Here is a 14,636-nt window from a genome sequence, read left to right as displayed (position 1 = left end):
CCTTGGAGGCCGTCTTTTTCTTATAACTTCACTTATTATAACCAATACTATACTTTAAAGGGGGTGTTTACTTTGGCGACAGCTGAACAAATAAAAATGTTAGTCCGATCTCACTTTGAAAGTAATGATGACAGGTTCCGAACTGTAGTACTGCAAATTGCTGCTTCAGAAGCTAAAAAAGGTCACCAAACTTTTGCTCGGGATTTAAGAGGGATACTAGATAAATATTATGAAAAAAATAATAAAATTATTCCATTTAACAAAGAACTTGATGGATTAATGAGAACTGAACTAAGTGATGGAAAACTGACAGACTTAGTAGTTAATGATGAAATAAAATACAGAATAGAAAAAATACTATTAGAATATTGGCAAAGAGACAAATTAAAGAAGTATGGATTAAATAACAGAAGAAAAATATTATTAACTGGAAATCCGGGAACTGGAAAAACTTTAACTGCATCGGTATTAGCAGGGAGAGCAAAGTTACCATTATGCACTATTGTTATGGATAAATTATTGACAAAGTATATGGGTGAAACGAGTGTAAAACTTCGTCAAATATTTGATTTTATATCACATAATCAAGCAGTTTATTTGTTTGACGAGTTCGATACCATTGGTACTGAAAGAAGCTTAGATAATGATGTAGGTGAAATTAGAAGAATATTAAATTCGTTTTTGCAATTTATTGAGCAAGATGAATCAGACAGTATTATAGTTGCAGCAACAAATAACCCCCAACTCTTAGACCAAGCACTGTTTCGTCGATTTGATGATGTTATACATTATACTTTACCAGATAGAGAACAGGTAGCTAATTTAATAAGGAACAAAATAGGATCTTATAATCATAAATTATTGTCACTTGAACAGGTTGCAGATGAGGCGTTGACACTTAGTCATGCTGATATAACTATGGCATGTAATAATGCAGTTAAAGAAGCTATTTTAAATGGGTCAGGTTATATTGATGAAAACTTAATTATGAGGATGATTATTGAAAGGAAGGAAGTATATCAGAGAGGTGGAATTTAACTATGAGTAGAGAAAAGTTCGATAATCTATTTGTCGAAGATTTTATAAATTCTATACCATATACCTCAAGACAAACAGGAAGAAGTCAAGATCTAACATCACGAAATAGGTTAAATCACGGTCAGAGGTTGAAAAGGTATTTTGAACAATTATGGAAAGAGACCGAGGAACTAGAAAAAGCACGAAAAGCCGTTTCATTACCTATTCGACAAGGAACATATATTGAATTTGAGAGCCTACCGGAATCCAAATTAATATCGAAGAGTTTGGAAGACAGATCAAAAGGGATACGCTTATTAAATATACGTACTCAGAAAGTTAATGATAAAGAAGTGAATAAGGCCACAGTATATGTCCCAAAAGGACAAGAAAATACCTACCTAAACAAAATCGATGCATACCTTGAAGAGGAAACACAAACGGGTAAACCAAAAAACCAACCACTTATTAATAGTATTGAAAGTATTAAATTAGCAGTACTTGAGTCTTTTTGGCCAGTTAGTCAACTACGGTGGATTCCTAAGGAGGAACCTGAATGGTGCGAAATATGGTTAAGTGGTGAACAAAAAGAAATTGAAGATCGATTTAGAGAATTAATTGATAACCAATTATTACTTCCAATTCAAGATGAAATATTACGTTTCCCGGAAAGAACAGTTATATTAGTTAAAGCAAATCAGGAGCAACTAAAAGAAATAATCATGAGTAGTGGAGATGTAGCTGAAATAAGAAAAGCAGCAGAGGTTAATAGTTTTTTTATGGATTTACCAAATAGAGAACAATCGGAGTGGGCTAAAGATCTTCTCGAAAGAATAGAATTTGATAATGACTCTGATGTATCGATATGTATATTAGATACAGGAGTGAATAATGGTCATGTGCTAATTGAACCATTATTGGAAGATGAAAATCGCTTGACATACAAAGAAGAGTGGGGAAAAGATGATCACAATGGCCATGGAACAAAAATGGCTGGAGTAAGTGCATATGGAGATCTAAGAAGAGCTTTAGAAAACCCAAACAATATAAAAATATTACATAGCTTAGAATCTAGTAAAATATTGCCACGAGAGGGAGAGAATGATCCTAAATTGTATGGGGCAATTACCTCAGAATCAGTGAGTCAACACTGCATAAATAATCCTCATAAAAAGAGAATTATTTGCATGGCAGTTACTGCGCCTAAATATGAAACTGGCGACGGCAGCCCTTCTTCATGGTCAGCTGCGATTGATGAATTGACGTCGGGATATATTGATGAAGAACAAAAGCTATTTATAGTTTCAGCAGGTAATATTGAGGATAATACTGATTGGGAGAATTACCCTGAAAGTAACTTAAGTTTGTCTGTACAAAACCCAGGACAATCGTGGAATGCTTTAACAGTAGGTGCTTATACTGAAAAAACAGAGGTTGATTCAAGAGAATATGAAGGATTGGAGGTTGTAGCCCCTAATGGGGGATTATCCCCTTTTAGTTCAACATCATTAGTATGGGATAACAAGTGGCCAATTAAACCAGAGATATTATTGGAAGGCGGGAATGTATTAAAAGACTCTATCACTTGCTATCCATCAGAGGAACTATCTTCCTTAACGACTCACCATCAACCTTTTGAAAATCATTTTAACTTTATTAATGCTACAAGTGCTGCTACAGCAGAATCTGCTTGGATGGCATCACAAATTCTAGTAAAATACCCAGATGCATGGCCGGAAACTGTCAAGGGTCTAATGGTTCACTCAGCCGAATGGACTGATATGATGAAAGAACAATTTTTAGATGGTAATAGAAAAGAAGATTATAGAAAGATGCTTAGGATATGTGGATATGGTGTTCCCCATCTTGATAGAGCAATATACTCCATGAATAATAGTGTTAACTTAATAGTACAATCAGCCTTGCAGCCGTATGATAAGGTGAATAGCTCTTATAAAACGAAAGATATGCACATTCATGAACTGCCTTGGCCTAAAGAAGAACTTTTAGCCCTTGGTGACACAAATATAATGATGAAAGTTACTTTGACATATTTCGTTGAACCAGGGCCGGGTGAAATTGGGTGGAAAGATAGGTACAGGTACCCATCTAGCTTACTTCGTTTTGATGTAAACGGAACAGACACAAAAGAAGCCTTTTTACATAGAATTAATGCAGCAGTAGACAGTGACGACGATATAGACAGTACAGGTGGTAATGTAAATTGGCTTTATGGGAAACAAAGTCGCCACTTAGGTTCAACGCATAGTGATATATGGGAAGGAACAGCAGCTGAGCTGGCAACCAGTAATTTAATTGGTGTCTATCCAGCGATTGGCTGGTGGAGAGAAAGAGCTTGGCTTGGTAGATGGGACAAGAAAGTAAGATATTCTCTAATAGTATCCATTTCGTCTGAAGAAGAAGACATCGATTTATATACACCAATCCAAACCAATATACAAACAACTATACAAGTAGATAATTAATAGAGTTAAAAAGCAAAGGTGAGCGAATCAGTAGTATTCGTCTCTGCCCTTTGCATTTTTATTTTACCCTAAAAATAGGTACGGTGAACCGTATCATAAGTAATTGAGGTACTTTAAAATTATGAGAAAAATTGGTTGGGTAGTATTACTTTTTCAGCAAGAGGGGTAAGTGAAGGGCATGCTTATTTAGGAATGCATTGCCCTCCTATCTCCAAATCAATTTAAAACTCTAACAAGTTCACAGAACCGCCTTTACCATTCCTTTGGTTCATAGTTTAGCTCTCTAAATAATTGTGTGCGCTCTTTCTTTGATAAATCTCTCCATTGTCCAGGGGGAAGATTCCCTAAATGGATATTCATGATCCGAGTTCTTTGCAGTCTATAGACTTCGTAGCCTAACTCTTCGCACATGCGTCGAATTTGACGATTTAACCCCTGCGTTAAAATGATTTGGAATTCGAATTTTGATAATTGATTCACTTCGCAAGGAAGGGTTTTTGTACCTAATATTTTTACCCCTTCAGACATTCTCTTCAAAAATTCGGGGGTAATTGGCTTGTCTACTGAAACGATATATTCCTTTTCATGCTTATTTTCCGACCGTAAAATTTCGTTAACAATGTCGCCATCGTTCGTAAGGAGTATTAAGCCTTCTGAATCTTTATCTAGTCGTCCTATATTAAAAATTCTTAATGGATGATTGACTAAATCAACAATATTACCCTTCACTTTCTTTTCTGTTGTACTTGTAATACCTACAGGTTTATTTAAGGCAATATAGACATTATTTCTAGCCACCCGAATCGGTGCTCCATTTACTAGGACATCATCCCCAGGCTCGACTTGATCACCTATTTGTGCACGTTTTCCATTGATTTTGACTTTTCCTTCAGTAATTAATTTGTCCGCACCTCGCCTAGATGCTTTTCCAGCTTCACTAATATACTTATTAATGCGCATGTTAATCACGACCTTACGTTTAATAATTGTTTATTCTTCTATCAAACATACCTTATTTTAAAGAGCGAATCAAAAAGCTTATTTAAATAAATCACGTAGAATCGTATCATAAATAACTTTTTTATATACGTGGGAAAACCCAATAAATTGAACAAGTCTATCATCTAAAACCAAAAGTCCTGCACTGTGTGTATGAGGGCTTTGTTTTTTTATATTATCGGTGCAAACGCTTTTGTTTTTTACGGATTGTAAAAACATAGTTTACAGAATTTAATAGCTTTTAACTATCGATAAATTGTAAATAATATTTTAATTTTCCAACAATGGTGATACAATATAATTAGTTTATCATTGTTCCAAAAAAGAAGTATGGCTATGTTGCGCCTTGGCTTAATGTGACGCCTGTGCATGAGTACTTAGAATTTTTCTAAGAATTTTAGGGTATAAGGAAGGTTAAAATGAGCAACAAACAAACGAAATCAGATGTTATCTTAGTTGGTGCGGGAATTATGAGTGCGACGTTGGGGGCACTTCTGAAAGAATTAGTACCAGACTGGAATATTAAAGTATTTGAGAAGCTTTCAATCGCAGGAGAGGAAAGCTCTAACGAATGGAATAATGCAGGAACAGGCCATGCCGCATTGTGTGAGCTAAACTACACACCTGAAAACGCGGATGGATCTGTAGATATTAGTAAAGCTATAAACATTAATGAACAGTTTCAAGTTTCAATGCAGTTTTGGTCTTACCTTGTAAACAGTAGGCTGATACATAACCCACAAGAATTTATCAAGCCATTACCTCATATGAGTCTAGTACAAGGGAAACAAAATGTAGATTTTTTATGGAATCGATTTGAAGCGCTTTCAAATAATCCACTATTCCGAGGAATGGAATTTTCTGATGACCCAGAAAAGCTGATGGAATGGATTCCGCTTATTATGCAACAACGTGGGTTGAATGAACCAATAGCTGCAACCAAAATTGACTCAGGAACCGATGTCAACTTTGGAGCCTTAACGCGTAAGATGTTTAATCACTTAGAAATGAATAATGTCGACATAAACTATAAGCACAGTGTTAACGATCTTAAACGTACGAGGGACGGCTTGTGGGAATTGAAAGTACAAAATCTAAATAATGGTACTGTTGAACACCATACGGCAAAATTTGTCTTTATTGGAAGTGGAGGAGGAAGCCTACATTTACTGCAAAAATCCGATATTCCTGAAGGGAAAAATATCGGCGGATTCCCAGTAAGCGGAATATTTATGGCATGTAATAATCCAGATGTTGTCGCTCAGCATCATGCAAAAGTGTACGGAAAAGCTAAGGTTGGTGCTCCGCCAATGTCGGTTCCGCATCTTGATACAAGATTTATCGATAATGAAAAAGCGTTGTTATTTGGACCATTTGCTGGATTTTCACCGAAGTTTTTAAAATACGGTTCAATGTTCGATTTGTTGACTTCTGTAAAACCAGATAACTTTTTAACGATGATGGCAGCAGGTGCAAAAAACGTTCCATTGACAAAGTATTTGATTCAGCAAGTGATGTTATCAAAAGAAAAGCGCATGGAAGAGTTACGTGAGTTTATCCCAAACGCTAAAAGTGAGGATTGGGATTTAATCGTAGCAGGTCAACGTGTGCAAGTGATTAAAGATACTGAAGCTGGTGGAAAAGGAACGTTGCAATTTGGTACTGAAGTTGTTAGTGCCGCTGATGGTTCCATCGCAGCATTGCTAGGAGCATCCCCTGGTGCTTCAACTGCTGTTCACGTCATGCTTGAAGTGATAGAAAAATGCTTCCCAGAGTATTTGAAGGAATGGGAGCCAAAAATAAAAGAAATGATTCCTTCTTATGGCGCTTCATTACTGGAAGAACCAGAGCTTTTGGATGAAGTTCATGCAACAACAGCAGAGGCGCTCGGTTTAGCAGATAATAAACAAGTAAAAGAAAAAGGGAAAATTCGTGTGTTAATGGAAGCATAAGTTGCCATATTGGCAATTGTATGCTTCTTTTTTTTGGATTGTTTTTAAGCATTAGGAGCTAATGCATACCTTGAAATTGAACTTTAATGAACAAGTGAAAAGGGTATTATTGCTCACCTATTAGCAAAAAGGCAGGCCTTCAGTAGACATCTCTTTCTTGTAGCGGGGAAAATTAACAATAATATATATATAAATGTTTTATTGCTATTTGTTTTCACTTTGGTATAATGGTTGCTTATGTGGTTTCAAAACAAGTGGAAGCCATGCATTAATTTTTAGGAGGCTAATTTTGAATCAAGAAAATAAAATTGACTGGCCAGTAATGGCCATAAGCGGGGGACTACTTCTAGCTTTTGTCCTAGCATCTGTTATCAACGCAAGCTTTGTTGGTGACTTAGTAAATAAATCATTTCAGTTTTCAACCACCTATTTCGGTGCACTTTGGCAAGTGTTAATGTTACTTACTTTTATCATTGCAATCATCATCGCTTTTTCAAAATATGGAAACGTGAAACTTGGAAAACTTGAAAAACCTGAGTTTAGTACATTTAAATGGATTTCAATTATTATGTGTACGTTGTTAGCAGGTGGTGGAGTTTTTTGGGCTGCCGCAGAACCGATGTACCACTTTTTATCAACCCCACCAATGTATGGAGATGTAACGGCAGGTACGGAAGCAGCAATTGTTCCTGCATTAACACAATCGTTTTTAGATTGGGGATTTCTAGCTTGGGCAATTTTAGGAACGTTAAGTGCCATAGTTATGATGTACGGACACTTTCATAAAGGTATGCCGCTTAAGCCACGTACACTGTTGTATCCGATTTTTGGCGAGAAGATTATGAAGAAAAGCATTTTTGGTACATGTGTCGATGCCTTTTCAATCATTGCTGTAGCGGCTGGGACAATTGGACCGATTGGTTTTCTAGGACTTCAAGCTGCATATGGTATGGATGCTTTGTTTGGCATTCCTAATACATTTATGACACAGTTATTGATTATTTTAGGACTTATTACGATTGCTTCTATTTCTGCAGTAACTGGTGTTCACCGCGGCATTCAAATTTTAAGTCGTTTCAATATTATTTTTACATTTATTCTAGTTGTTCTCGTTCTTTTACTAGGACCTGGAGCTTTTATTTTTGATTCATTTATTGGGTCTTTTGGTGTTTACATGAGAGATTTCTTTGTAAACAGCTTGTACCGTGGTGATGGAGAATGGTTGTCATTTTGGACAATTTTCTTCTGGGGCTGGTTTATCGGGTATGGTCCGATGATGGCGATCTTTATTAGTCGAATTTCCAGAGGAAGAACGATCCGTGAGCTTGTTACAGCTGTGGCTATTATTGCACCTATTGTGACTAACTTTTGGTTCTCAGTTGTTGGTGGCTCCGGAATATTTTACGAATTACAAAATGCTGGATCTGTATCAGGTCCATTGGATGAAGGTGGAATGCCAGCAGCAATGATAGCGATTGTTGAGCAAATTCCATTTGGTACAGCACTTGCAGCTGCATTCCTTCTTGTAACGATCGTCTTTGTAGCAACAACAAGTGATTCGATGTCTTATACAATTTCTATGGCGGTTACAGGTGGAGGAAATCCATCAAGTGCACTACGTGTATTTTGGGCTGTTATAATGGGAGCAGTCGCATCAGTCCTTCTCTATATTGGAGAAGGGAGCATTGGTGCTCTGCAATCATTTATTGTATTTACAGCAGTTCCAGTTTCACTCATACTACTCCCGATGCTTTGGCTCGCACCAAAGGTAGCAGGGAATATGGCAAGAGAGCAAGGTTTGCTAGTTTCTCAAAAAGCGAAAAAAGACGCAGCTTAAATATAGAAAAAGGATGTTTTGGACTCCAGCTATTTGCTCATCCAAAACATCCTTTTTTACGTACTTATTTGCGATTTTGAATTCGATCGTTTCGTCTGCCAAATCGTAAACGAAATGGATAAAACGGTTAAGATTAAAAAGGTTAAGGAGATCGGTCGAGTAAAAAATAGCGTCCAATCAGGGTCAGCCATAAATGACCTACGTAAATTCACCTCTGCAATAGGACCAAGAATGACACCAATAATTGCTGGGGCTAAAGCGAACTTATACTTTGTAAATAAATAACCGATGATCCCCATTACTAGGAGTATATATAAGTCTGTATGACGGTTATTAAGGACGAACGTACCAATCACACATAACACTAAAATGACTGGGACTAAAATATGCGTTGGAACTTGTGTTACTTTCATGAAATAGCGCATTCCTAAAAACTGTGTAATTAACATCCAAAACGAAGCAACGAAAAAGGCAAAAAAGATTCCACCGACCACATTTGGTTCTTCAACAACGAGTAAAGGTCCAGGTGTAATTCCGTGTACCATTAAAGCAGATAATAACACTGCGGTAACAGCAGAACCTGGTATTCCTAACGCGACCGTTGGAATGAGATCCCCACCGACGGTTGAGTTGTTACCTGCTTCTGAAGCAACAACACCATCTTCACAGCCAGTCCCAAACTCTTTCGGTTTTTTTGACCATTTCTTTGCTTGGTCGTATGCTACGATATTCGCAATACTTCCACCTGCACCAGGAATGGCACCAATGATCGAACCAATTGCAGAGGATCCAATTAAGTTAGCAGGCTTTGATAAGACGATTTTTAATGTTTGTAAAGGTTGCATCGCAAACTTCATCGACTTTAATTTCTCATCTTGACGTTCTTGTTGATCTTTTAACATCTCTTTACGTTCCAACGAAACGAGTAACCTGGAGATCGCAAACATCCCAATTAGTACAACGAGAAACGGAAGTCCAGCCCTGAGCGCTCGTAAATCAAATGTGTAGCGTGCAATACCAGCAATTGGATCCGCACCAACAGTAGCAATTAGTAGTCCAAATAAGCCAGCAATTAATCCTTTAACAAGCGAGTCACCTGTGACACTTGCAATAATCGTTAATGATAAAATAATTAATGTAAACATTTCCCACGGACCAAATAATAAAGCGAACCTTGCAATTTGTGGTGCAATCGAAACGAGTAAGAATAAACTAATAATCGAACTTAAAAATGAAGCCCAAATTCCGATCGATAACGCCTTTCCTGGCTCTCCTTTCTTCGCCATTGGATACGCATCAAATGTTGTAGCAATGGAAGAAGGTGTGCCTGGAATACCTAGTAAGGCTGCACTAATAAGACCACCAGACATTCCCCCAACAAAAACACCGATCATCGCAGCTACTCCAGCAACAGGGTCCATTCCGAATGTAAGAGGTAATGTAAGAACAATCGCCATAGCAACAGTAAAACCAGGAATTAACCCCGCTAATATACCGACAACAACCCCTAAAAAGATGATGACCAATATACGAATCTGAAAAATTTCAGATATCCCTAATAGTAAAAGATCTAGCAATGAAATAACCCCCTTTCTCTTTGATGTTAGAAGAGTAAACCTGATGGGAATCTGACATGTAATACATTTTGAAAAAAGAAATAGGCACTAAGCGTAATGACTACAGCTGTAACCGATAAGATGATTGAATCTTTCTTTTTCTTCGAACTAATAACTAGCCCAGTGACAATAATGAATATAATCGTAGAGATAATAAAACCGATAAATGGCATAATAGAAATGTATAAGAACAAGACAATTAATGTAAAAAATACGAGTTTATATTCAATTAACAGCTCTTTTAAATAGTCTTTTACGTTCATCTCGGAAAGTTCTGCTTTCTTTTTTATAAGCTCTTTTGCTTTTTTGATCATTAATAAAAGTGATAATAGTGCAAGTAACATAGCAATTAACTTAGGGAATGAGCCAGCATTCAAATGTGTTTCATTAAGTGATGGAAAATCACCAGATTGAAAATAAATAATGATACTTAAGATGAATAGAAATAGTCCAGTTAGTAGTTCTCCCATTGTTATCCCCCCTGACAGTTGACCGTTCTTTTATGACATTTATTGAGCACAATGAGTAAAAAAGGGGCCACAAATCGACCCCTTCTACACTTGTGTCATCTTTGAAGCTATATTACGACATGTCATCGCCAATTTCTTCAATAATCTCTCGAATAATGGAGTCTTGTGTTTCTAAATGTTCTTTATACTCATTAGGTCCCATGAAATTCACTTCAGCCCCGACATTTCTAACAGCTTCAATATATTCAGGGTCATTAGCTGTCTCTTCTAATGCTTCACCTAATTGATCAATGATCTCTTGCGGCGTACCTTTCGGTGCAACATAGCCTCTGTTTATACCCATTAAAAGATCATAGCCACTCTCAACAAAAGTTGGGACATCTGGTAGTGATTCAACTCTATCTTCAGTACCAACTGCTATAAATTTCATATCACCAGATTTAACGAAGTCACTAGCAGAAGAGTAATCAACGATCGCAGCATCTATGTGTCCCCCAGCTAATGCTTGAATTGCTTCCGCTAATCCTTCGTAACCGACAAGGTTATAATTAATATCTAATGTTTGTCCTATTTGTTCGATCCAAACACGAGGGATCCCAGATACAGTTCCTCCGAATCGTACTCCTTCACTTTGTCCATATTCAACAAACTCTTCTAAACTATCAATGTTTAAATCACTAGAAATAGCTAAAATTTGATCAGATGATGACATAGATGCTATTGGTTCAAAGTCATCATAATTAATTGGAGTAATACCTGAATGGTGAGCGACAATCAACCCTTCATGAACTTGACCAAGGTTATACCCATTGGCGTCCATCTCTTCAAGGTCCTCTAATCCTACCGTCCCTCCAACGCCAGGGAGGTTAATAACAACAATATCCGTATCGATCTTTTTCTGTGTATGCTCAGTGACAAGCCTTCCTTCAATGTCACTTCCTCCACCCGGTGACCACGGAATAATCATCTCAATTTCACGTGAAGGAAAATCGCTCACAGCCTCTGTTGAATCATTACAGCCACTTAGTAACATGCCGAATACGGAGAGGGTTGAGATGATCGTAAACAATTTTAATTTCATCTTCATTATTTTTCGCTCCTTTTTTCTTCTTTTCGTTTGAAAATCCTTTTGAATAGTTCCGAAAAGAAGGAATTATCTGAATGGTTCCAAGAATTATAAGTTATTTATTTTACACTGTCAATTACTAAAGCGAAAAAATCTTTCTAAAAGTTAGGGATTTTACATTTTTACTTTCTTTTTGTTCTGATGTTTTTTTGGATCTTATCAAAAGGAAATCATTTACTTTTGATAAGGCTATGTCAAAGTTCTTTGTTGTTAGAAAAAACGAAATTTGATGTGATTAGGGTGTGTCGAGCGATATGCGACGACTCCTGCGGAAAAATGTGTTAATATTCCGTTCGCTTATTTTTACACTTTGTGGTAAAGTAAGGCTTAAAAATTTAGAATAATCAAATATTATTAAAGTTAAGGGGTGGGATTAACGTGAATGACACATTAACGACTAGTGAGAAAAAACGAACAAGAACAGTAACAGCCAAGGATATTACAAGTGCGAAAAAAGTGGTTCATGAGGTTGCGGTTCATACACCGCTCCAAAAAGATGAAGTTCTTTCAAGCCGCTATGGTTGTAACGTATATATTAAGCGGGAAGATTTGCAGCCAGTTCGTTCGTTTAAAATAAGAGGGGCATACAATTTCATAAAAAGTTTATCGACAGGACAACAAAATCAAGGAGTCGTTTGTGCAAGTGCTGGGAATCATGCACAAGGAGTCGCTTATTCATGTAATAAACTAAACATTAAAGGGAAAATCTTTATGCCTACTACAACGCCAAGACAAAAAATCTCTCAAGTGCGCTTCTTTGGTGGGGACTGGACGGAAGTCATCCTCATTGGTGATACTTTCGATGACTCATTTCAGGAGGCACAAAAAGTATGTGAAAAGGAGAACATGACGTTTATTCATCCATTTGATGATAAACGGACAATTGCTGGTCAAGGTACAGTCGGGTTAGAAATTTTAGAAGATATGGAAGCGCCAATTTCCCATATTTTTATGGGGATCGGAGGTGGAGGTTTAGCCTAAGGTGTTGCAACGTATTTCAAAGACAAGAGCCCAGAAACAAAACTAGTTGGTGTTGAACCAGCTGGGGCACCAGCTATGAAGCAATCTTTACGAAATAAAAAGGTTGTTACGTTAGATAAAATTGAAAAATTTGTGGATGGAGCTTCAGTAAAAAGGGTTGGTGACCATACGTTTGAAATTCTTCAGCAACTCATTGACGAAGTAACCCTTGTTCCAGAAGGGAAAGTTTGTACGACCATTTTGAAATTGTATAATGAAAATGCGATCATTGCTGAACCTGCAGGAGCATTATCAATAGCGGCACTTGATTTTTATCAAGACGAAATAAAAGGAAAAAATATCGTTTGTATCGTAAGTGGTGGGAACAATGATATTGATCGTATGCAAGAAATGAAAGAGCGCTCATTAATTTACGAAGGATTAAAGCATTATTTTATCGTTAATTTTCCCCAACGAGCTGGTGCTTTAAGGATGTTTATGCTTGAAGTGTTAGGAGAAACTGATGACATAACCCGATTTGAGTACACAAAGAAAAACAATCGTGAAAAAGGGCCTGTTCTTGTCGGAATTGAACTGAAACACCCAAGTGATTATGATTCGTTAATTCATAGAATGACGGAAAATGGCTTTAGCTTTATTGAGTTAAATAAAGACCCTGATTTGTTTAAAATGTTAATTTAATAAGATTTCTAATAAAAATTCATAAAAATGAATTAATATACAATCATGTTTGTTGAAAAGGCACTTATCATAGTGTCTTTTTTTTTGTTGAATTTTCGCCATAAAAATAAGTAAAACAAAGCGAGGAAAATAAATAAAATTTTTTATTTGTTGTGTGTGAAAGCGGATACATGGTTGATGTAAAGTTATTAAAGCGTTTTCAAAATATCTGTATTTTCTGAAAAATCAACTTGACGCGGTTGATACCTGGTATTAAAATAGCAAACAATTTAATACAGATGATTTAACAGATAACAGCACAAAAGTGTTGGAAATCAGAAGGGTATCTAGGGTTCCGGTTATTGTATAAAATACAGTGGCGATTGGTCCGAGCGATACTAGCATCATTTATAAGATGTACACCGTGAGGATAAAAGCCTCTGCGGAAAGGTTCTGATACGCCCAAAAGATTTATTTGGTGTGTCTACCATCCCGCAGAGTCTTTTTTTACCCCTATAAAATCAGAAAAATCAAATTAATTATCAGGAAGGAGAATGAGGATGAGCCGATGGGTTTTTATTGATGGTGAATTTGTAGAAAAGGAACATGCGAAAATTTCTGTGTATGACCATGGGTTACTTTATGGTGATGGGATTTTCGAAGGTATTCGAATGTATGGAGGGAATGTGTTCCGTTTACGTGAGCATTTAGAAAGGTTGTTTGATTCGGCTAAGTCCATTCTTCTAGAGGTTCCTTACACGATTGAGGAACTTGAACAAATTGTTGTTGAAACAATGCGAATCAATGAATTTAAAGATCAAGCGTATATTCGTATTGTTGTTTCAAGAGGTGTCGGGGATTTAGGGTTAGATCCAGCCAAATGCCATCATCCTCAACTTATTATCATTGCAGAGCAACTAGCTTTATTTTCAAATGATTTGTACGACAAAGGGATTGAGATGGTCACCGTACCGACAAGAAGGTCGAGACCCGATATATTGAGCCCAAAAGTAAAATCGCTCAATTATCTAAACAATATTTTGTTAAAAGTTGAAGCGACAAAAGCAGGAGCAGATGAAGCGTTAACATTAAATACAGAAGGTTATGTAGCGGAAGGCTCGGGGCAAAACATTTTTCTTTTAAAAAATCGAGTGTTATATACGCCGCCAAGCTATGTAGGAGCGCTTGAAGGGATTACACGTAATGCGATTATTGAACTTGCGAGAGAACGTGGATATACCGTTAAAGAAGAACCTTTTACAAGGCATGATGTGTTCGTTGCAGATGAAGTTTTCTTAACTGGAACAGCAGCTGAAGTTGTACCGGTCGTAAAGGTTGATAGTCGGGACATTGCAGACGGTACTCCAGGAAAACATACCCACACATTATTAAATGCCTTTCGAGAATTAGTTGTAAGAGATGGTGTTCCTGTCTATACAAATGCAGAAAACCATGCTGGATAAAAAAAAGATACAAACTCATTTAAGGAGTG

General features: G+C 36.8%; 9 protein-coding genes and 1 pseudogene. 6 read left to right on the top strand and 4 right to left on the bottom strand.

All coding sequences use genetic code 11. The features are described 5' to 3' along the window. Window positions 1-63 precede the first annotated feature (63 nt). Together LGQ02_RS20915 and LGQ02_RS20910 are read left to right on the top strand one after the other, a co-directional pair. Window positions 64-1,038: an AAA family ATPase gene (locus tag LGQ02_RS20915; protein WP_404802373.1), complete on the top strand. Its 975-nt coding sequence runs from the start codon at window positions 64-66 to the stop codon at window positions 1,036-1,038. Between the two features lie 2 nt (window positions 1,039-1,040). Continuing rightward, complete coding sequence (locus LGQ02_RS20910) at window positions 1,041-3,503, top strand: S8 family peptidase (protein ID WP_226516200.1); 2,463 nt, start codon at window positions 1,041-1,043, stop codon at window positions 3,501-3,503. 252 nt (window positions 3,504-3,755) lie between these two features. Here the strand turns inward: LGQ02_RS20910 and rluF are convergent, their stop codons facing one another. Then, entirely contained in the window at window positions 3,756-4,463 is a 708-nt protein-coding gene (gene rluF, locus LGQ02_RS20905) for a 23S rRNA pseudouridine(2604) synthase RluF (RefSeq protein WP_226516199.1), read from the bottom strand. Window positions 4,464-4,921: 458 nt separating this feature from the next. On the opposite strand from rluF, the gene LGQ02_RS20900 reads away from it, so the two are divergent. Beyond that, window positions 4,922-6,454, top strand: a complete 1,533-nt coding sequence (locus LGQ02_RS20900; RefSeq protein WP_226516198.1) for a malate:quinone oxidoreductase — start codon at window positions 4,922-4,924, stop codon at window positions 6,452-6,454. 322 nt (window positions 6,455-6,776) lie between these two features. Continuing rightward, complete coding sequence (locus LGQ02_RS20895; RefSeq protein WP_226518399.1) at window positions 6,777-8,291, top strand: BCCT family transporter; 1,515 nt, start codon at window positions 6,777-6,779, stop codon at window positions 8,289-8,291. Window positions 8,292-8,347: 56 nt separating this feature from the next. Here the strand turns inward: LGQ02_RS20895 and LGQ02_RS20890 are convergent, their stop codons facing one another. The 3 genes from LGQ02_RS20890 to LGQ02_RS20880 all read right to left on the bottom strand — a co-directional run bounded on the left by LGQ02_RS20890 (window position 8,348) and on the right by LGQ02_RS20880 (window position 11,464). Beyond that, window positions 8,348-9,868, bottom strand: coding sequence for a tripartite tricarboxylate transporter permease (locus LGQ02_RS20890; RefSeq protein WP_226516197.1), 1,521 nt, complete (start codon window positions 9,866-9,868; stop codon window positions 8,348-8,350). Between the two features lie 26 nt (window positions 9,869-9,894). Continuing rightward, the gene (locus LGQ02_RS20885) at window positions 9,895-10,377 is read right to left on the bottom strand and encodes a tripartite tricarboxylate transporter TctB family protein (protein ID WP_226516196.1); all 483 of its coding nucleotides are present in this window, start codon (window positions 10,375-10,377) and stop codon (window positions 9,895-9,897) included. 112 nt (window positions 10,378-10,489) lie between these two features. Then, window positions 10,490-11,464 carry a tripartite tricarboxylate transporter substrate binding protein gene (locus LGQ02_RS20880; RefSeq protein WP_226516195.1) on the bottom strand — a complete coding sequence of 325 codons (975 nt, stop codon included), beginning with the start codon at window positions 11,462-11,464 and terminating at the stop codon, window positions 10,490-10,492. Window positions 11,465-11,881: 417 nt separating this feature from the next. Between LGQ02_RS20880 and ilvA the strand changes: the two are divergent. Together ilvA and ilvE are read left to right on the top strand one after the other, a co-directional pair. Beyond that, window positions 11,882-13,165: pseudogene (gene ilvA, locus LGQ02_RS20875) on the top strand (threonine ammonia-lyase IlvA). A 539-nt stretch (window positions 13,166-13,704) separates the two neighbouring features. Next, complete coding sequence (ilvE, locus tag LGQ02_RS20870; protein WP_226516194.1) at window positions 13,705-14,607, top strand: branched-chain-amino-acid transaminase; 903 nt, start codon at window positions 13,705-13,707, stop codon at window positions 14,605-14,607. Window positions 14,608-14,636 lie beyond the last annotated feature (29 nt).

The organism is Bacillus shivajii, from assembly GCF_020519665.1.
GTDB classification, from domain to species: domain Bacteria; phylum Bacillota; class Bacilli; order Bacillales; family Salisediminibacteriaceae; genus Bacillus_CA; species Bacillus_CA shivajii.
The sequence above is the reverse complement of the archived record's forward strand: the minus strand, read 5'-3'. Positions and strand labels throughout refer to the sequence as shown.